This window comes from Cellulomonas sp. PhB150 (genome assembly GCF_003755175.1).
In the GTDB taxonomy this organism is placed as follows: Bacteria; Actinomycetota; Actinomycetes; order Actinomycetales; family Cellulomonadaceae; genus Cellulomonas.
Genome location: NZ_RKHX01000002.1, coordinates 317,726 through 336,356 on the forward strand (window position 1 = coordinate 317,726; position 18,631 = coordinate 336,356).

16 protein-coding genes and 1 tRNA gene are annotated in these 18,631 nt (G+C 73.8%); 10 read left to right on the forward strand and 7 right to left on the reverse strand.

The features are described from left to right. Positions 1 to 8 precede the first annotated feature (8 nt). Positions 9 to 653 (forward strand): nitroreductase family protein, encoded by a 645-nt coding sequence (locus EDF34_RS08885; RefSeq protein WP_199737753.1) that lies wholly within the window; start codon positions 9 to 11, stop codon positions 651 to 653. Between the two features lie 16 nt (positions 654 to 669). On the opposite strand, the gene EDF34_RS08890 is transcribed toward EDF34_RS08885, so the two are convergent. Both EDF34_RS08890 and EDF34_RS08895 read right to left on the reverse strand, forming a co-directional pair. Continuing rightward, positions 670 to 1,104 (reverse strand): hypothetical protein, encoded by a 435-nt coding sequence (locus tag EDF34_RS08890; RefSeq protein ID WP_148076605.1) that lies wholly within the window; start codon positions 1,102 to 1,104, stop codon positions 670 to 672. Positions 1,105 to 1,199: 95 nt separating this feature from the next. Further along, a complete protein-coding gene (locus tag EDF34_RS08895) occupies positions 1,200 to 1,853 on the reverse strand; it encodes a hypothetical protein (protein WP_123371009.1) in 654 nt (217 codons plus the stop codon). Between the two features lie 740 nt (positions 1,854 to 2,593). Between EDF34_RS08895 and EDF34_RS08905 the strand changes: the two genes are divergently transcribed. Further along, positions 2,594 to 2,797, forward strand: a complete 204-nt coding sequence (locus EDF34_RS08905; RefSeq protein ID WP_123371011.1) for a hypothetical protein — start codon at positions 2,594 to 2,596, stop codon at positions 2,795 to 2,797. A 153-nt stretch (positions 2,798 to 2,950) separates the two neighbouring features. Here EDF34_RS08905 and EDF34_RS08910 read toward each other — a convergent pair. After that, positions 2,951 to 3,023 (reverse strand) — tRNA-Arg (locus EDF34_RS08910). A 122-nt stretch (positions 3,024 to 3,145) separates the two neighbouring features. On the opposite strand from EDF34_RS08910, the gene EDF34_RS08915 reads away from it, so the two are divergent. From EDF34_RS08915 to EDF34_RS08950, 8 genes are all read left to right on the forward strand, one after another. Further along, positions 3,146 to 4,882: a GTPase domain-containing protein gene (locus EDF34_RS08915; protein ID WP_123371012.1), complete on the forward strand. Its 1,737-nt coding sequence runs from the start codon at positions 3,146 to 3,148 to the stop codon at positions 4,880 to 4,882. Continuing rightward, on the forward strand, positions 4,879 to 6,330 hold the full coding sequence (locus tag EDF34_RS08920) for a GTPase (RefSeq protein ID WP_123371013.1): 1,452 nt from the start codon (positions 4,879 to 4,881) through the stop codon (positions 6,328 to 6,330). The genes EDF34_RS08915 and EDF34_RS08920 overlap by 4 nt, the downstream gene beginning before the upstream one ends. A 139-nt stretch (positions 6,331 to 6,469) precedes the next feature. Continuing rightward, complete coding sequence (locus tag EDF34_RS08925; protein WP_123371014.1) at positions 6,470 to 7,066, forward strand: single-stranded DNA-binding protein; 597 nt, start codon at positions 6,470 to 6,472, stop codon at positions 7,064 to 7,066. Between the two features lie 120 nt (positions 7,067 to 7,186). Further along, entirely contained in the window at positions 7,187 to 8,869 is a 1,683-nt protein-coding gene (ettA, locus tag EDF34_RS08930; RefSeq protein WP_123371015.1) for an energy-dependent translational throttle protein EttA, read from the forward strand. Between the two features lie 145 nt (positions 8,870 to 9,014). Further along, positions 9,015 to 10,898, forward strand: coding sequence for a GTPase domain-containing protein (locus EDF34_RS08935; protein ID WP_123371016.1), 1,884 nt, complete (start codon positions 9,015 to 9,017; stop codon positions 10,896 to 10,898). Then, complete coding sequence (locus EDF34_RS08940; protein WP_123371017.1) at positions 10,895 to 12,463, forward strand: GTPase; 1,569 nt, start codon at positions 10,895 to 10,897, stop codon at positions 12,461 to 12,463. Before EDF34_RS08935 ends, EDF34_RS08940 begins: the two co-directional genes overlap by 4 nt. A 25-nt stretch (positions 12,464 to 12,488) precedes the next feature. Further along, the gene (locus EDF34_RS08945) at positions 12,489 to 12,983 is read left to right on the forward strand and encodes a thioesterase family protein (protein ID WP_123371018.1); all 495 of its coding nucleotides are present in this window, start codon (positions 12,489 to 12,491) and stop codon (positions 12,981 to 12,983) included. A gap of 123 nt (positions 12,984 to 13,106) precedes the next feature. Beyond that, the gene (locus EDF34_RS08950) at positions 13,107 to 14,465 is read left to right on the forward strand and encodes a carboxypeptidase regulatory-like domain-containing protein (RefSeq protein ID WP_158615070.1); all 1,359 of its coding nucleotides are present in this window, start codon (positions 13,107 to 13,109) and stop codon (positions 14,463 to 14,465) included. A 6-nt stretch (positions 14,466 to 14,471) separates the two neighbouring features. On the opposite strand, the gene EDF34_RS08955 is transcribed toward EDF34_RS08950, so the two are convergent. The 4 genes from EDF34_RS08955 to EDF34_RS08970 form a co-directional block, all read right to left on the reverse strand. Next, positions 14,472 to 16,082, reverse strand: a complete 1,611-nt coding sequence (locus EDF34_RS08955; RefSeq protein WP_123371020.1) for an SDR family oxidoreductase — start codon at positions 16,080 to 16,082, stop codon at positions 14,472 to 14,474. Positions 16,083 to 16,134: 52 nt separating this feature from the next. Next, on the reverse strand, positions 16,135 to 17,139 hold the full coding sequence (locus EDF34_RS08960; RefSeq protein WP_123371021.1) for a DNA topoisomerase IB: 1,005 nt from the start codon (positions 17,137 to 17,139) through the stop codon (positions 16,135 to 16,137). Between the two features lie 43 nt (positions 17,140 to 17,182). Next, positions 17,183 to 18,061 carry an acyl-CoA thioesterase II gene (locus EDF34_RS08965; RefSeq protein WP_123371284.1) on the reverse strand — a complete coding sequence of 293 codons (879 nt, stop codon included), beginning with the start codon at positions 18,059 to 18,061 and terminating at the stop codon, positions 17,183 to 17,185. 184 nt (positions 18,062 to 18,245) lie between these two features. Next, on the reverse strand, positions 18,246 to 18,629 hold the full coding sequence (locus EDF34_RS08970) for a globin (protein ID WP_123371285.1): 384 nt from the start codon (positions 18,627 to 18,629) through the stop codon (positions 18,246 to 18,248). Positions 18,630 to 18,631 lie beyond the last annotated feature (2 nt).

Consider the following 18,631-nt stretch of genomic DNA (forward strand, 5'->3'; position numbering starts at 1 on the left):
TGGCGTGCATGAGCACGCTTCCCCTGACGCCCGACGAGCTCCTGACCACGACCCGGTCCGTGCGCAAGCGGCTCGACCTGAGCCGGTCGGTGCCGATCGGACTCGTCCGCGAGTGCGTCGAGATCGCGCTGCAGGCGCCGTCCGGGTCGAACCGGCAGGGCTGGCACTGGGTCGTCGTGACCGACCCCGACCTGCGCGCCGCCGTCGGCGACGTGTACCGGCGGGCAGTCGAGGGCTACCAGGCGGGATCCGGCTTCGCCGGTCGGCTGTTCCAGGACGACCCCGGCCGCGCGGACGTGCAGCAGCGGGTGGGGGACAGCGTCGCCTACCTCGGCGAGCACATGGGCGAGGCGCCCGTCCTGGTCATCCCCTGCCTGACGTCGCCGAACCTGTCGGCCGGCAACCAGGCGGGGCTGTGGGGCTCACTCCTGCCCGCGGCCTGGAGCTACATGCTCGCGGCCCGCGCCCGCGGCCTGGGCACGGCCTGGACGACGCTGCACCTCGCGTACGAGGCCGAGGTCGCCGAGCTGCTCGGCATCCCGTCGGACGTGCATCAGGGCGCGCTGATCCCCACGGCGTACTACACGGGGGAGACCTTCCGCCCGGCGCCGCGGCAGCCGCTCGACCAGGTGTGGCACCACGACGGCTGGTGACGGGCGCCGACCCGCGTCAGGAGTTGTAGACGACCTTGCTGACCGACTGCTTGACGCTGCCGTTGTCGCGCTCCTGGAGCAGGAAGCCCACCTTGGCGATCCGGTTGTTGAAGTCGGTGTCGTAGTGGAAGTCGGTGCCGCTCCCGGCGGCACCGCAGCCGTTCGTGTCCTTGGGGAAGTAGGACCGGAAGCCGCCGTCGACGAAGGTGACCGTGATCGTCGCGTACGCGCCGTTGCCGTCGGCCGGGCACCTGTCCGCGACCGATCCGCTGAGCTTGATCCCGCGGCCCTGGTCGGTGAACGTGAGGTTCGCAGCGAGGTTCGCGTAGCCGTTCGAGGCCGACGTCCTCGTGGTGAGCTGGATCGTGGTCGCGGCCTGTGCCGGTGTGGCGACGGCGAAACCTAGCCCGAGGCCCAGCGCTGTGACCAGGGCGAGTGACTTCTTGCGCATGGTGCGTCCCTCCACGGGTGTCCGGTCTGGGCGGTTCGACCTCGGGTCACCATATTCAGCGAGGGCCGGATCGGCATCCCGTCGAGAGGGGTGCGTCAGGTGAGCACGTTCACCGCACGGGCGAGGACGACGGCGAACGTGGCCAGAGACACGGTGGACTGCCAGGCCATGAGCATCTTCGCCGTGCGGGTCAGGGGCATCGTGTCCGTCGGGGAGAAGGCGACGCCGTTGGTGATCGCGACGTACAGGTAGTCGAGGAAGCGCGGCTGCCAGCTGTCGAACTGGTCCGAGTACTCGCGGATCGCGTCCTGCGTGAACCAGAACGAGGTCAGCTCCACGTCCGGCAGCGCGCGGCCGTCCGGACCGCCCCGGTCCACCTGCCAGAACAGCAGTGCGAAGCCGACGGTCAGGACGACGAGGATCTGCAGCCCTTCCGCGAGCAGCTGCTGGACGCTCACGGGCCGGACGGTGATCACGTCGGTGATGAGCAGCGCCGCCGACGTCGTCCCGGACACCACGATGACGAGCGCGAGGGCGTAGCGCAGCAGCCCCGCACGCCGCCTGGAGATCCCCAGCAGGCCGTCGCCGACGAGCAGCGCCGCCGCGAGCAGCACCTCGAGCACGGGGACCAGCAGCAACGGGCCGAGGACGATCCGGTCCCGCATGAGCACCTGAGCGGCCACGGCGACGGCGACTGCTGCGAGCGGCGCGAGGCGTGCGCTGGCCGATGCGTACCGTTCCGGCGCCATGCGACCCCCGTCCCGTTCGGCACCGCCAGGCGTCGACGAAGCGGCCACCGGTGCTGTGCCGACCGAGCGTCGCACCGGCCGTGCGGGCGCTGCATCACCCCATCGGGGTGAAACCCCGCGGGTCCCGGCACGTGGTCGAGCGTCGGCCACGGCAGACGTCACGCTGGCGCTGCACCCCCGGCAGAGCATGACGCACACACCGTCATCGCTCAGCCGCTCGCTCGTGTGGCTCGCGCGCGAGTGGCGCCGGTCGACCTGGGACGGCTTCGTGGTCGTCGTCGGCGGGTCGGTTGCTCTTGGCTGGCTCGTTGCGGGGCGGCCAGGAGTTGTGATCGGCGGTGCTCTGGCGCTGCTGGCGGCGGTCGTAGGAGCGAGCATCCGGGCGGCGCGGCTCGTGGCGCTTCAGCTGCGGAGCGGTCGAGCAGCTGCTCGTTCGTGCATGGGGCTGGGCGCGGTGGGACGATCGACCGGTGGCCGAAGACCAGGGGGGACGCAGGTTCAGACCGAATCTGTTGCGGTGGGTGCATGCCGTCATTGCCCTCGTGTTTGCCGGGCTCGCCGTGGCCGAGGGGCGCTGGCTCTGGTGGGCTCTCGCGGTGGCGTACGCGGCCCTCGCGGTGTGGGCGCACGTGCAGTACCGACGACTCAGGCGGGCGTCGCCCGAGTGACACGAGTGTCGAGGCGTAGGACGGCCGACGTGCAGAGGCGTGTGCGATAGGGCGCGGTGGGACGATCGATGCGTGGCCGAAGACACCTGGTTGAAGCGCGTGGCGCGCCCCAAGGTGACGCGGTGGGTGTATGCCGCGCTCGCGCTCGTGGTCGTGTTGGTCGCCGCGGTGGATGGCGGGGTGGTGTTGTGGGTCGGCGCGGTCGTGTTCGCGGTATCGGCGTTGACGAGGCACGTGCTGTATCGCCGGTTCATGCGGGCAGCGCCCGACGAGTGACCGCGCCAACACAGCGCCGGGGGCCGCGACGACGGCTACGGCAGTCATCACGTAGCGGTGGCTCATGGGTTCCGCGGCAAGAGGCCGTGGTCGCTTGCCGACCTCGAGCGGATCGCCGAGCAGTTCGGGCATGGACGTCGAGAAGTGGCGAGGCGCCCCCGGCAGGACTCGAACCTGCAACCTACGGATTAGAAGGCCGTTGCTCTATCCATTGAGCTACGGGGGCGTGGGCCGAGGCCCCGGATCAGCGTAGTGGGCGAGTGGCGTGAGGTCCGGACTGCCCGACTCGTGCCCGTTCGACCGCGTGGCGCGTTTGGCCTGGTCAGGTCCGACCCTGAGAATGACCCTGTGAGCGTTCAGCCGGGGACAGCGTCGGCGCCGCCGGCCCGTGGACCGGTGCCGGGGCGTCACTCTGCCGACGACCCGCGCTCGGTGCTCGCGCGGCCGCTCGCGGCGACCTCCCTGCTCGACGCCGTCAAGGACCTGCGGCGAGACGTCGCGGTCACCCAGTTCCCGCTCACGATCGACGGGACCGAGGCGGCCACCGCCTCGCGTGACCGGCTGCTCGACCAGCTCGACGAGCACCTCGTCCCCCGCCTGACCGAGCTGTCCGCGCCCGCCGTCGTGGTGGTCGCGGGGTCGACCGGCGCCGGCAAGTCGACTCTGGTGAACTCGCTGGTGGGGGCCGAGGTCAGCAGCGCGGGCGTGCTGCGGCCGACGACCCGTCGGCCGGTCCTGGTGCACCACCCGCTGGACGCCGAGCTGCTCTCGCACCACCCCGTGCTCGAGTCGGTCGAGGTCGTCGCCGACGAGCACGTGCCGCGCGGCATCGCACTGCTCGACGCGCCGGACCTGGACTCCGTGCTCGAGTCCAACCGCGAGTCCGCCCACCGCCTGCTCGAGGCCGCCGACCTGTGGCTCTTCGTCACGACGGCCGCCCGGTACGGCGACGCGCTGCCGTGGCGGGTGCTCGAGGGGGCTGTCGAGCGCGGCGCGTCGATCGCGATGGTGCTCAACCGGGTGCCGAGCGACTCGCTGCCGACCGTGCGCGGTGACCTGCTGAGCCGTCTGCGCGCCCACAGGCTCGAGGGGTCGCCGCTGTTCGTGGTGCCGGACATGGGGCCGCACGAGGGTCTGCTGGCCCCGGCCGCCGTCGCCCCGATCCACCGGTGGCTGACGATGCTCGCGGGGCCCGACCGGGCGCGCACCGTCATCGGCCGCACGCTGCGCGGCTCGCTCAGCTCGCTGCGCGAGTGGGTCGAGGAGCTCGCCGAGGCCGTCCAGGGCCAGGCCGACGCGGCCTCGACGCTCGCCCGAGCCATCGACGACGCCCTCGAGACGCCCGCGCAGGCTGCCGCCGAGGCGATCCGCGCAGGCGGAGTCGCCGACGGGCCCGTCCGTGCGCGCTGGGCGGAGCTCAGTGCCGACGGTGGGCCGCTGCACGGGGTCGTCAGCTCGTCGGGCAAGGTGCGCGGGTCCGGGCGGACCGGTCGTGCCCGGGCACTGGCCGTCGCGCCCCTGAGCGCCGACCTGACCCGGTCGACGGCGGCCGCGCTCGCGGACGCCGGTGCGCGCACCGAGGTGTCGTTGCGCTCGGTGCTGACCAGCAAGGACGCGCCTGCGGGCGGCGCCTCCCTCGCAGCGGCGTGGCCGCGCGACGGTGCCGCGTCGCGCCGGACCGCCGCCGCCGAGCTCGCCGCGCGCGGCTGGACCGCGCAGGGCCCACGCGTCGTGCGTGCGGGCCTGGCGGCGAAGCCGGACGACGAGGTCGCGGGCCGCGCCCTGGCACGCGTGGAGAAGGGCCGCGCCAAGGCGGTCAAGGCGCTCGGCGAGGACGGTCTGGCCGCCGTCGCGCTGACCGGTGCCTCCGGGGTCACGGAGGCCGCGACCCTGCTCGTCGCGCTGCTCGGACCCACCGGGCAGCGGATGATCGACGACCTCGTGCTGGACCTGGCCGACCGCGCGACCGCCCAGGCGCGCCTCGAGCGCACCGCCGTCGGCGAGATCCTGGCCGACCCCGACCTGGCCGACGACGCGGCCGCCCGCCTGCGGCTGCGCCTGGCCGTCCTCAAGGGGCTGACATGAGCGACTCCGAGATCCTGGAGGCGCGCGTCGACGCGCTCGTGCGCGCGACCGAGCTGGGCGGCGACCGGCTCGACCCGTTGGTCGTCGAGAAGGCCTCGACCGAGGTCGCGGGCGTGCGCGAGCGGCTCGCCCTCGGCGTCGACCACACCGTCGTCGCGCTCGTGGGCGGGACGGGGTCGGGCAAGTCGAGCCTGTTCAACGCCGTCTCGGGCCTGAAGTTCGCCGACGTCGGCGTCCGCCGGCCGACGACGTCGCAGATCACCGCGTGCGTGTGGGGGAGCGACGCCTCGGCTCTGCTGGGCTGGCTCGGCGTCGACCCCGAGCGGCGCATCGAGCGCGAGAGCGCGCTGGACGGCGAGTCGCAGGTCGCGCTGCGCGGGCTGGTCCTGCTCGACCTGCCCGACCACGACTCGATCGAGCCCGAGCACCGCGAGGTCGTCGACCGGCTCCTGCCGCAGGCCGACCTGCTGGTGTGGGTCGTCGACCCGCAGAAGTACGCCGACGACGCCCTGCACACGGGCTACCTGCAGCGGCTCGTCGGGCACGAGGCCTCGATGCTGGTCGTGATGAACCAGGTCGACACCGTGCCACCCGACGTGCGCGACGAGCTGCTGACCGACGTCGGGCGCCTGCTGGTCGCCGACGGGCTGACCGGCGTTCCCGTGCGGGCCGTCTCCGCGCACACCGGGGCAGGGATCACCGAGCTGCGCGAGTCGCTCGCCGCGTCCGTCGCGGGGCGCTCGCTCGCAGCGACGCGCGCGTCGGCCGAGGTCGCCGACGCCGCCGCCGCCGTGTCGTCGCAGGTGGGCGAGCGCGAGCCCGTGGCACTGTCCGTGACCGGGGTCGTCGACACGTTGGCCTCGGCCGCCGGGCTGCCGGCCGTGGCCGCCGCCGTGGGCGCCGCGAGCAGCGGCCGCGAGGCGACCATGCCGTCGCCCGGGCCCGTGCAGGTGCACTCCGTGGGCCTCGCGCGCTCGGCCTGGCTCGAGCCGCTCGTCTCCGGCCTGCCGACGCGGTGGGCCGCGGACCTCGACGCGCGCGTCGCGCCCGCGGCGGAGATCGGCGTCGCGGTCGCGACCACGCTCTCGCAGATCACCATCGCCGCGCGGCGGTCCGTGGCCGCAGTGGTGCTCACGGTCGCGGCCGTGGTGCTCGGGGTGCTCGCGCTCATGGTCGCGGCGCTCGCGGTCGGCACGCTCGTCGGCGACGGGGACAGCTACGGGTGGGCCCCGGTGGTCGCGATCGTGCTGGCCCTGGGTGCGGTGGCGTGCGTGCTGGCCGCGTCCGCGGCGCGGCGGGCCGCCGGACGACGACGCGGCGAGGCGACCCTGCGCGACGGCCGCGCCGCCATCGAAGGGGTCGCGCGCTCGCTCCTCCTCGAGCCCGCGCAGGACGTGCTCGGCGAGCACCGCCAGGTGCGCGAGCTCGTCGCCACGGCCCGCGGCTGACGCCGAGCCGACCACAGCCCCCGGTCCCGCCGGCCTCGTCCCCAGATCGGGCGCCGCGGCCCACGCAGGTGGCGGCGGACGAGACACGCTCCTTGCCACGAGCCCCGCACCCGCCGGGGCGCCGGCGAAGGAGAGTCAGATGAGCACGCAGAGCCTCGACGTCACCGTGGTGGGCTGGATCGGCAGCGACGTCACCCTGTTCCCGGCCCGCGAGGGCCGCCAGGCCTACACGTCGTTCCGGGTCGCCAGCACGCGACGGTTCTTCGACCGCAGCACCGGGGCGTGGCGCGACGGCCGCACCGAGTGGTTCCGCGTCAAGGTGTGGCGCACCCTCGCGGTCAACGTCGCCGCGTCCCTGCGCAAGGGAGACCCGATCGTCGCCCACGGGCGGTTGTCCACCGAGGAGTGGGTCAGCGCGGACGGCACGCCGCGCAGCGGGCTCGTGCTCGAGGCGGTCACGGTGGGTCACGACCTCGCGTTCGGGTCCAGCAACTTCCGCCGCACGATCAACGCGCGGGCGGAGGACGGGCCGACGAACGTCACCGGGCTGGTCGAGGCGCCCGACGAGGACACGGCCGAGATCAGCGACGGCCCGAGCGAGCGCTTCGTGCCCGCGAACGCCGTCGCAGACGGGTCGGACGACGCCGAGCAGGACGACCCCGAGCTCGACGCGCTGCGCGAGGGGGACGAGGACGACGCGGACTGGGACGCGCGCGAGCTCGCCACCAGCAGGTGATCGCCTAGGCTGGGGAACCGGCATCCCGCGAGGAAGCCGGCCGGGCGCCCTGGGCGGTCGGGCCGGCGCCTCGTCGGGCGACATCCCCAGCACCCGAGCACCGAGGCGGACGAAGAGCCAGTGGCTGAGTTCATCTACTCCATGTACAAGACGCGCAAGGCGCACGGCGAGAAGGTCATCCTCGACGACGTCACCTTGAACTTCCTGCCCGGCGCCAAGATCGGCGTCGTCGGGCCCAACGGCGCGGGCAAGTCCACGATCCTCAAGATCATGGCCGGCCTCGACCAGCCCTCGAACGGTGAGGCGCGGCTGAGCCCCGGCTACACCGTCGGCATCCTCCAGCAGGAGCCGCCGCTGAACGAGTCCAAGACGGTGCTCGGCAACGTCGAGGAGGGCGTCGCCGAGATCAAGGGCAAGCTCGACCGCTACAACGAGATCTCCGAGCTCATGGCGGACCCCGACGCGGACTTCGACGCGCTGCTCGCCGAGATGGGCCAGCTGCAGGAGGCCATCGACGCCGCCGACGCCTGGGACCTCGACGCGCAGCTCGACCAGGCGATGGACGCGCTGCGCTGCCCGCCCCCGGACGCCGACGTCTCCGTCCTGTCCGGTGGTGAGCGCCGCCGTGTCGCGCTGTGCAAGCTCCTCCTGGAGAAGCCCGACTTGCTGCTGCTCGACGAGCCGACCAACCACCTGGACGCCGAGAGCGTGCTGTGGCTGGAGGCGCACCTGAAGGACTACCCGGGCGCCATCCTGGCCGTCACCCACGACCGGTACTTCCTCGACCACGTCGCCGAGTGGATCTGCGAGGTCGACCGAGGCCGCCTCTACCCGTACGAGGGCAACTACTCGACCTACCTCGAGAAGAAGCAGGAGCGCCTGGCGATCCAGGGCAAGAAGGACCTCAAGCTCGCCAAGCGCCTCAAGGAGGAGCTGGAGTGGGTGCGGTCCAACGCCAAGGGCCGTCAGACGAAGTCCAAGTCGCGCCTGGCCCGCTACGAGGAGATGGCTGCCGAGGCGGACCGCACCAGGAAGCTCGACTTCGAGGAGATCCAGATCCCGCCCGGTCCGCGCCTGGGATCGATCGTCCTCGAGGCGTCCAACCTGCAGAAGGGCTTCGACGGGCGCGTCCTCATCGACGGGCTGAGCTTCACGCTGCCGCGCAACGGCATCGTCGGCGTCATCGGCCCCAACGGTGTCGGCAAGACCACGCTGTTCAAGACGATCGTCGGGCTCGAGCCGCTCGACGGCGGCGACCTCAAGGTCGGCGAGACGGTCAACATCTCCTACGTCGACCAGTCGCGCGGCGGCATCGACCCCAAGAAGACGCTGTTCGAGGTCGTCTCGGACGGGCTGGACTTCCTCAAGGTCGGCAACGTCGAGATGCCGTCGCGTGCCTACGTGGCCGCGTTCGGCTTCAAGGGCCCGGACCAGCAGAAGCCGGCCGGCGTCCTGTCCGGTGGTGAGCGCAACCGCCTCAACCTCGCGCTCACGCTCAAGCAGGGCGGCAACCTGCTGCTGCTCGACGAGCCCACCAACGACCTCGACGTCGAGACGCTCGGCTCGCTCGAGAACGCCCTGCTCGAGTTCCCGGGCTGCGCGGTCGTGGTCTCCCACGACCGGTGGTTCCTCGACCGGGTCGCGACGCACATCCTGGCGTACGAGGGCACCGAGGAGAACCCGTCGAACTGGTACTGGTTCGAGGGGAACTTCGCCTCGTACGAGGAGAACAAGGTCGAGCGCCTCGGCGCCGACGCGGCGCGCCCGCACCGGGTGACGTACCGCAAGCTGCGTCGCGACTGACGCACGCACCCAGCACGACGACGGGGAGCGCACCGCTGCGAGCGGGCGCTCCCCGCTGTCGTCCCGGCGCGTCGCCACGCCGCTGGCCAGCGCGGACACGCCGTCCCAACCGGCCCCGGGTCGCCGCACCCAGCACACTGGGCACATGGACGCACACGATCCCCCGCGGCCGGCGTCGGCGCTGACCGGCTCGCTCGAGGACCTGCGCACCCGGCTGACCAGCACCCGGCTGCCGCTCGACGTCCCGGGAGCGACCGCCGCGAGGCGCGAGCTGACCCTCGCCGTCGAGCAGCTCGACGACTACGTCCTGCCCCGTCTGCGCGCTCAGGGAGCGCCGCTGCTCGTCGTCGTGGGCGGGTCCACGGGCGCCGGCAAGTCGACGCTCGTCAACTCGCTGCTCGGCGAGCACGTCAGCGTCCCGGGCGTGCTGCGGCCCACGACGCGCTCGCCGGTGCTGGCTCACCACCCGCTCGACGCCCGCTGGTTCAGCACCGACCGCGTGCTGCCCGGGCTGGCGCGCGTCACGTCGGACGGCGCGCAGAGCGGGGGAGCGCGCGCGCTGCGGCTCGTCGGCACCGACGCGCTGCCGCAGGGCATGGCCCTGCTGGACGCGCCCGACATCGACTCGGTCGAGGTCGCGAACCGGGAGCTCGCCGCGCAGCTCCTCGCCGCCGCGGACCTGTGGCTCTTCGTCACCACCGCCGCCCGCTACGCGGACGCCGTGCCGTGGGAGCTGCTCATCGCCGCGGCCGAGCGGCGCGCGCAGGTCGCGCTCGTCGTCGACCGGGTGGACCCGGGGGCGGAGGCCGTCGTCGGCGACCTGCGCCGCCTCATGGACGAGCACGGCCTCGGCGGCTCTCCGCTGCTCGCGATCCCCGAGGCGGCACTCGTCGAGGGGCTGCTCCCGCTCGAGGCGGTCGGCGAGGTCGCGGCGTACCTGTCCGACCTGGGCGCCGACCCGGACGCGCGCGACGCGGTCGTCGGTGCCACCCTCGACGGCGTCGTCGACGACCTCGTGCGCCGCACGCTGCAGATCGCGGCGGCCAGCGACGCGCAGGTCGAGGCGGACGCGCGCCTGCGCGACGTGAGCCGCCGCTACGCCGACGACGCGGTGGCGCGCGTCGCCGCCGCGACGTCCGACGGCTCGCTGCTGCGCGGCGAGGTGCTGGCTCGCTGGCAGGACTTCGTCGGGACCGGCGAGTTCTTCCGCTCGATCGAGCAGCGCGTCGGGCGAGCCCGCGACGCGGTCGTCGGGTTCTTCCGGGGCAGGCCCGCCCAGGCGCCCGACGTCGAGCAGGCGATCGCGCACGGGCTCGAGGCGGTGCTGCTCGACGCCATCGACGAGGCCGCCGAGCGCACGTTCGAGTCGTGGCGCGCGGACCCCGCCGGCGCGGGCCTGCTCGTCGGGCTCGACCTGTCGCGCGGGTCCGGCGCGACGCGCACGGCCGTCGCCGAGCAGATCCGGCTGTGGCAGGGCGACGTGCTGGAGCTCGTGCGGGAGCAGGGCGCCGACAAGCGCGGGACCGCGCGGGCGCTGTCGTTCGGGCTCAACGGGCTGGGCGTCAGCCTGATGGTGCTCGTCTTCGCCTCCACCGGTGGCCTGACGGGCATCGAGGTGGGCATCGCGGGTGGCACGGCGGTGGTGGCGCAGAAGCTGCTCGAGGCCGTGTTCGGCGACGAGGCGGTGCGGCGGCTCACGACCTCGGCGCGCGAGCGGCTCGAGGAGCGGGTCCGCGGGCTGCTCGACGTCGAGGCGGCCCGGTACGTCGGGCAGCTGGACGCGCTCGGCACCGCGACCGGCGAGGGCAGCGCGCTGCGGGGTGCCGCGGACTCCGTCGAGCGCGCCGCGACGGGCGACCGGGTGGCTCCCGTGCCCGAGCGGGTCCGGACCGTGACCGCCGCGGTGCAGCTGCGCGGCGCGACCCACTGGCGCGAGCACGGCTCCCAGCCCACGGCCGCCCTGCCCGAGCCGCAGGAGGAGAAGCCGAGCCTGTGGCGCAGGATCTTCGGACGCCGGGACGAGGCATGACGATCGACCTCGCCGCACGCACGCAGGCCCTCGAGGACGCGCTCGACGCCGCCGGGGACCGCCTCCCGTCAGCCCAGGTCGACGACGCCCGAGCGGTCGTGGCCCACGCCCGTGAGCGCGGCGGGCTGTCCGCCGAGCACACCGTCGCGGCCCTTGCCGGGGCGACGGGCTCGGGCAAGTCCTCGGTCTTCAACGCCCTCGCGGGCCAGCAGCTGGCCACGGCCGGGGTGCAGCGCCCGACGACCTCGCACGCCCTGGCCGCCGTCTGGGGCGAGGGCGCCGAGCCGCTGCTGGACTGGCTCGAGGTGGGGCGGCGGCACGAGATGACGGACGCTCGCCGGGGCCTGGTCCTGCTCGACCTGCCCGACCACGACTCGATCGTCGTCGAGCACCGCATCCGGGCCGAGCGGCTCGTCGAGCGCGCGGACCTGCTGGTCTGGGTCGTCGACCCGCAGAAGTACGCCGACGCCGCGCTCCACGAGCGGTACCTGCGACCGCTCGCCGGGCACGGCGACGTCACGGTCGTCGTGCTCAACCAGGTGGACCGCCTGTCCGCGCAGGAGGCCGCGACGTGCCTGGCCGACCTCGAGCGGCTGGTCGCCGAGGACGGCCTGGTCGGCGCCCGGGTCGTCGCGGCGTCCGCGCGGACCGGCCAGGGGCTCGACGCGCTGCGCGCCATGCTCGACCAGGCCGCGGCGAAGCGGGAGGCGTCCACGCGCCGCTGGGCGGCCGACCTCCGCACGACGGCCACCGCGGTGAGCGCGGAGCTCGGTGCCGCACCCCGGCGCGAGCCGGCGCGGCCGACGGCGAGGCTGGTCACCGGCCTGGAGCGCGCCGCGGGTGTGCCGACCGTCGTCTCCGCCGTCCGCGGGTCGTTCCGCCGCGACGCGCACGCGGCCACCGGCTGGCCTGTCACCCGCTGGCTGGGCAGGTTCCGCCCCGACCCGCTGCGTCGCATCGGCCTGCGCACGCCTGCGGCGCGACCCGAGCTTGCGCGCACGTCGCTGCCCACCGCGACGCCGACGGTCCTGGCCGCCGCCCGCACCGCCGTGCGTGACTATGCGGCCGAGGCGACCGCCGCCCTGCCGGACGCGTGGGCGCTCGACGCCCGCCGCCGCGCGTCGGCGTCCACCGAGGGCCTCGCCGACGCGCTCGACCAGGCGGTCGCGGGCACGCAGCTCGACGCCGCGAAGAGACCGGCGTGGTGGCGCGCGGTGGGCGTGCTGCAGTGGGTGGTGCTCGGCGTGCTCGTCGTCGGGCTGCTCTGGCTCGCCGTGCTGGCCGTGCTCGACTACTTCCGGCTGCCGCCGCCGCCCGTCGCGGAGTGGCACGACTTCCCCGTCCCGACGCTCATGGTGGTCGGTGGGGTCGTCGTCGGCCTGCTGGTCGCCCTGCTGTCCCGGCTGGCTGCGGCGGTCGGTGCCCGACGACGAGCGGGCCGTGCGGCCCGGCGCCTGCGCCGGTCGGTCGAGGCGGTCGCGCGCGACCTCGTGGTCGCACCGGTCGACGCCGTCGTCGCCGACCTGGCACGTGCCCGCGAGTGCGCCCGCCGCGCGGCATCCTGAGAGCACGAACGAGGAGAGGAACCGCATGACCCGCCTGCACGTCCCGGTCGCCCTGCGCTGGTCGGACCTGGACGCCTACCAGCACGTCAACAACGTCGAGATGTTCCGGCTGCTCGAGGACGCACGCATCACGGCGTTCTGGCGGCACCCGGACGCGTCGGAGGCCTGGCCGACCGCGGTGCTCGACACCGGCCCGACGGCCAGCTCGCACACGCTCGTCGCCCGGCAGGAGATCCAGTACCTGCGGCCGCTCGGCTTCACGCGCAACCCCGTCCGGGTCGAGATGTGGATCGGCCACCTCGGCGGTGCGAGCCTCGAGGTCTGCTACGAGGTGCACGACGGGAAGGCGGGCTTCGCGCGGACCGGTCCCTCGTCGGGCGGGGCGCCCTACGCGAAGGCCGCCACGACGATCGTCGTCGTCGACGCCGCGACGGAGAAGCCCCGACGCATCACGGACGACGAGCGCGCCGCGTGGCTGCCCTACGTCGAGGAGCCGCTCAGCTTCCGCCGTCGGGCCTAGGTGCCACCACCCTGGCGGTGCGGGGACGCCCGTGGTCATGGTGGGTGATTCGCACGCACCCGCGTGCGTCCGCCGGTAGGACAGAGCATCGCCGTGAGAAGCAGGATCTCACTCGCAGTCGCCGTGACAGCGGCGCTCGTCGTCGGCCTGGTCGGCTCGGCTCCGGCCGTGGCCGGGGCGCCACGCGTCGCGGAGGACGTCGGCGTCGTGTCCGGGACGGTGACCTTCGCCGGTGCTCCCGCGGCGGACGCGTACGTGCAGCTCTTCTCCCCGGGGAAGTGGGCCTCGGCGCGGACCGCGGCCGACGGCACGTACTCCACGACGGCCGAGCCCGGGACGTACGAGGTCACGGTCCTCGGCCCCCTGGGCAGCCGGTACCTGACCACATACCTCGGCGGGACCGTGCGAGCGGCCGACAGCACACCGCTGAAGGTCACGGCGGGGGCGACCGCGACGGCCGACGTCAGGCTCGTCGCCGGCGCCGGCGTGACGGGGAAGGTCGTCGACGCGACCGGTGCCCCCCTCGCGGGCGCGACGGTGTGGCTCTCGAACGTCGACAGGTTCGGGACGACCCCGGCGACCACGGACGCGGCCGGCGTCTACACGACCTACGAGCTCGCGACCGGGAAGGTCTCCCTGTACGGGTTCAAGGGCACGCACAAATCGGTGACCAAGAGCGTGGCCGTGAGGCAGGGCACGCTCGTCAGGGCTCCACCGCTCCGGGTGCAGAAGGTCGTCGGCGCGAGGATCGCCGGTCACGTCCGCGCGACCAACGCGTCGGACCAGCCCGTGCAGCTGCTGAACGCGAAGAAGGTCACCGTCGGGTGGGAGCGGCCGAACGCGCACGGCAACGTGGCGTTCGTCGGGCTCAAGGCCGGCACCTACCGCGTGGTCCTGTCCGGCACGAACATCAGCAAGAAGGTCACGGTCAAGGCCACGACGAGGGCGTCGTTCGGCACGCTCGTGCGCGGGAGGCCGACCGCCGTCTCGGGCGTCGTGACGTCCCCGACCGGCAAGCCCGCCCTCGAGGCCGAGGTGCGCGTCGTCGACTCGTTCGGCACGATCGCCGGGACCGCGACGACGAACGCCAAGGGGCGGTACAGGGTCGTCGGCGTCATCTCCGGCAGGTACACCGTCGTCGCGGAGCCCGACACGACGAGCTACGCGCGCGGCTCGCTGAGCCTGAGCGTGACCAAGGGCAGGAACAAGGTCGCCCCCGTCCTGCGGCTGCCGACCGGTGGCAAGGTGTACGGCTACGTCACGAGCGCGAAGGGCAAGTCCGTCGAGGGCATCACCGTGTTCACGACCGACCGCAGCGCCGTGACGGACGCCAGGGGGCGGTGGGTGCTCACCGGGGTCGCGAAGGGCAAGCGCCACCTGACGGTCTCGGACGACGTCGTCGGCGGCTACCACACCGTGCAGACGAGCGTGGTCGCCAAGAACGGCAGGACCGTGCGGGTCGCGACCATCGTCGTGCGCTGAGGTCGCTCAGGCGTCGGGCGTGCCCCGGTCCGTCCGCGCACGCTCCGCGCGCTCGGCCGCCCGGGCGATGTTGCGCTGCATGCCGCCGAACACCACGCCGTGGAACGGGTAGACGGCCCACCAGTACAGCTGCCCCGTGAGCCCCTTGGGGTGGAACAGGGCGCGGTGCGAGAACGCCGTGGGCGGGTTCGACCAGCCCTCGCCGTCGTCCACAGGGTCGACGCGCAGCTCGAGCCATGCCAGGCCGGGCACCTTCATCTCGGCACGAAGCCGCAGCAGGCGACCCGGTTCGATGGCCTCGACGCGCCAGAAGTCGACGGCGTCGTCGACGACGAGATGGCGCGGGTCGCGTCGGCCGCGGCGCAGCCCCGGGCCGCCGACGAGCTTGTCCATGATGCCGCGCACGCGCCACGCGAGCCCCCAGGAGTACCAGCCCTGCTCGCCCCCGACGGCCTCGATGACCCGCCAGAGCGCGGCGGGGGAGGCGTCGACCTCGATGCGACGCTCGTCGACGTAGAGCGAGCCGCCGGCCCAGTCCGGGTCGGTGGGCAGCGGGTCGCTCGGGGCGCCGGTCACGGCGGCCGACGACCAGCGCGTGCTGACGTTCAGCTCCTGGATGCGCTGCAGCGCGAGGCGCACGGCCAGGTCGAAGCCGACGAGGCCCGTCGGCGGGTCCGGCACGAACGCGGCGATGTCGTGCTCGTCGCAGACGACCTCGTGCACGAGCGACTCGACGAGCGGACGCGCCAGGCCCGACGGCACGGGCGTCACGAGCGAGACCCACAGGCTCGAGAGCCGCGGGGTCAGGACGCCCACGCCGACGATGATGCGCCGCGGCAGCCCCTCCGCCTCGGCGTAGCGCTGCATCATGTCGCGGTAGGTCAGGACGTCGGGGCCGCCGATGTCGAACCCGCGGCTGACCTCGCGCGGCATGGCCGCGGAGCCGACGAGGTAGCGCAGCACGTCGCGGACGGCGATCGGCTGGATCCGGTTCTCCACCCAGCGCGGCACCGTCATCGCGGGCAGCCGCTCGGTGAGGTAGCGCATCATCTCGAACGACGCCGAACCCGAGCCGAGGATGACGGCCGCGCGCAGGACGGTCGTCGGGACGCCGCTCGCCAGCAGGATCTCGCCGACCTCGGTGCGCGAGGCCAGGTGCGGAGAGAGGTCCTCACCCTCCGGGTAGAGGCCGCCGAGGTAGACGATCCGACCGACGCCGGCGTCACGTGCCGCCTGCCCGAAGACCAGGGCGGTGTGGCGGTCCGTGGCCTCGAACTTGCGCCCGGAGCCCAGCGAGTGGATGAGGTAGTAGGCGACGTCGGTCCCGTCGAGCGCCTTCGCGATCTGCTCGGGCTCGGCGGCGTCGGCCTGGACGGCCTCGACGTCGTCGTACCAGGCCTGGCCGCGCAGCCGGTCGGGGTTGCGGGCGATCGCGCGCACGCGGTAGCCGGCTGCGAGGAGCTCGGGGACCAGCCGGCCGCCGACGTAGCCGGTCACGCCGGTCACGGCGACCAGCGGCGCGTCCGGGCGGGGCCGACCGTCGTCGCCGACCCCGGGCACGAGGCCGACGAGCGTGTCGGCGGCGCGCAGCGGGGCGAGGTCCTGGTCGGAGGTCATCTGCGCAGTGTGTGCGGCGTTCAGCCCTGCCGCACGCCGAGCCGGACGGTCCTCAGCGTCCTCTCAGCAGCGCGAGGGTCTCGCGCTCGGCCACGGCCTGCGAGCGGGTGGGTCGGATCGTCTCGCCGCGCTCCCACAGGTCGAACAGGCGCGCGTCGATGTAGGACGCCCGGCACACGGCCGGGGTGTTGCCCAGCTCCTCGGCGACGTCCTTGACGACCTGGGTGGCCACGCGCCGGCGGCCCCGGTCGGTCCGGGGAACGTCGCCGGCCTCCGCGAGCCCGCGGGCGGCGAGGACGGTCGCGTGCCACGTGCGGAAGTCCTTCGCGCTCGAGTCGTCGCCCAGTCGTTCCTTGACGTACGACGAGACGTCGGAGCTGGTCACGTCGTGCCACGTGCCGGCGTCGTCGCGCCAGGCGAGCAGCTCGGGGCCGTCGTCGGAGCGGCGGACCAGGCTGCGCACCAGGCGGGCCACGTCGTCGTCCTCGACGACCGTGTCGCGGATCTGGCCGGACTTGGCGGGGAAGCGCAGGTGCACGCGGCCCTCGTCGCCGTCGGCCGCGGGGGCGAGCACCGTGACGTGCTCGCGCAGCAGCGTCGCCAGGCCGTACGACCCGTGCTTGGCCGCGTACCCCTCGCCGCCCACCCGCAGGTAGGCCAGGTCGAGCAGCCGGAACGCGAGTGCGAGCGCCTTGTCGCGCGGCCAGCCGTCGAGATGCATGTCGAGCCGCACACGCCGACGAGCCGCGGGAAGCCGCTCGGCCACGTCGAGGACGTGCTCGTGCTTGAGCCGGTCGCGCCGCAGACGCCACTGCTGGTGGTAGACGTACTGGCGCCGAGCCGCGTCGTCCAGCCCCGCCGCCTGGATGTGCCCGTTCGGCCACGGGCTGATCCACACGTCGCTCCACGCCGGCGGGATCGCCAGCGCGACGATGCGCTCGAGGTGCTCCTCGTCGGCGATCCGCGCGGCGTCGAGGTCCAGGTAGACGAACGTGCGCCCGTGCTTGCGCCGGGTCCAGCCGGGGGAGTCGATGCGCACGCGGCGGAGACGAACCATGCGGCGAGTCTCACCCGAGCGCGGCGAGCGCGCTCGTCGGGCGTCAGGCGGGGAGGCGGACCATGCCCTCCTGGGCGACCGAGGCGACCAGGACGCCCTGGCGCGTGAAGACTCGCGCCGCGCCGAGGCCGCGACCGCCCTGCGCGCTGGGCGACGACTGGACGTACAGGAGCCAGTCGTCGACTCGTACGTCGCGGTGCCACCACATCGCGTGATCCAGGCTCGCGATCGACAGGCCGGGCGTCACCCACGACTGGCCCGAGCGGCGCAGGATCGGCTCGAGCATCACCTGGTCGCACGCGTACGCGAGCAGGGCGCGGTGCAGGAGCTGGTCGTCGGGCAGCGGTCCGCGCGAGCGGAACCAGACCATCTGCTGGCCCTGGTGCGAGGGGGCCGCGCCGAGGTAGATCGACCCGCCGACGTGCCGGACGTCGAAGGCGGCCTCCTGCGTCCAGAACTTCGCGACCGGGTGGTCGATGCCCGAGAGCAGGTCGAGCGCGGAGGTCACGTGCTCCGGCTCGGGGACGTCGGCCGGCATCTCGTCGGCGTAGTCGATCCCCGGCTGGTCCTCCTGGAAGGAGGTGATCATCGAGAGGATCGGCGCGCCGCCCTGCAGGGCGTGCGTGCGCCGGGCCGAGAACGAGCGGCCGTCGCGCAGGCGCTCGACCGCGAACGTGATGGGCTCGCGCACGTCGCCCGCGCGCAGGAAGTACCCGTGCAGCGAGTGCGGCAGGCGCCCGTCCTCGACGGTCCGGCCCGCGGCGAGCAGCGACTGCGCGAGCACCTGGCCGCCGAACACGCGCCCGTTGGGCTGCGGCAGGCTGCGCCCCGCGAACACGTCCGGCGAGGCCGGGTCCTGCTCGATCTCGAGGACGCCGAGCACGGAGTCGATGGCCGAGTGGGGCGTGGGCTGCTCGCTCATGCCCGCCAGCATTCCACGCTGCGCCCGACGACGGCCGTCGCCAGGTCGTCGGTCTCGCCACAGGTCGTCGGTTGCAACCGACGACCCGTCGCCGAACCGACGACCCGGCGCCGAACCGACGACCCGGCGCCGAACCCTCAGTCCTCGTGCCTGTGGTCGGACTGAGGCCGCGCTGCGCTCCGCCTCAGTCCTCGAACGTGTTGAGCATCGAGTGGGCCGCCCGCTCCAGGTAGTCCCACAGCTCGGCGCGGTGCAGGGGGGCGAGGTCCAGGGAGTCGACCGCGGTGCGCATGTGCAGCAGCCACCGGTCGCGCGCGTCAGGGTTGACCTTGAACGGCGCGTGGCGCATCCGCAGGCGGGGGTGGCCGCGCTCCTCCGAGTAGGTCGTCGGACCGCCCCAGTACTGCTCGAGGAACTTCGTCAGTCGCTCGGCGGCGGGCCCGAGGTCGTCCTCCGGGTACATGGGCTTGAGCACGGGGTCGGCGGCCACGCCGCGGTAGAACTCGTCGACCAGCGCCACGAACGTCTCGTGCCCGCCGATCGCCTCGTAGAAGGAGTCGGGTCTCACGC

Coding starts and splice junctions, on each gene's coding strand:
- EDF34_RS08955 (WP_123371020.1), bottom strand. CDS start 16,082: ATGACCTCCGACCAGGACCTCGCCCCGCTGCGCGCCGCCGACACGCTC.
- EDF34_RS08935 (WP_123371016.1), top strand. CDS start 9,015: ATGGACGCACACGATCCCCCGCGGCCGGCGTCGGCGCTGACCGGCTCG.
- EDF34_RS08925 (WP_123371014.1), top strand. CDS start 6,470: ATGAGCACGCAGAGCCTCGACGTCACCGTGGTGGGCTGGATCGGCAGC.
- EDF34_RS08960 (WP_123371021.1), bottom strand. CDS start 17,139: ATGGTTCGTCTCCGCCGCGTGCGCATCGACTCCCCCGGCTGGACCCGG.
- EDF34_RS08940 (WP_123371017.1), top strand. CDS start 10,895: ATGACGATCGACCTCGCCGCACGCACGCAGGCCCTCGAGGACGCGCTC.
- EDF34_RS08920 (WP_123371013.1), top strand. CDS start 4,879: ATGAGCGACTCCGAGATCCTGGAGGCGCGCGTCGACGCGCTCGTGCGC.
- EDF34_RS08895 (WP_123371009.1), bottom strand. CDS start 1,853: ATGGCGCCGGAACGGTACGCATCGGCCAGCGCACGCCTCGCGCCGCTC.
- EDF34_RS08965 (WP_123371284.1), bottom strand. CDS start 18,061: ATGAGCGAGCAGCCCACGCCCCACTCGGCCATCGACTCCGTGCTCGGC.
- EDF34_RS08890 (WP_148076605.1), bottom strand. CDS start 1,104: ATGCGCAAGAAGTCACTCGCCCTGGTCACAGCGCTGGGCCTCGGGCTA.
- EDF34_RS08885 (WP_199737753.1), top strand. CDS start 9: ATGAGCACGCTTCCCCTGACGCCCGACGAGCTCCTGACCACGACCCGG.
- EDF34_RS08945 (WP_123371018.1), top strand. CDS start 12,489: ATGACCCGCCTGCACGTCCCGGTCGCCCTGCGCTGGTCGGACCTGGAC.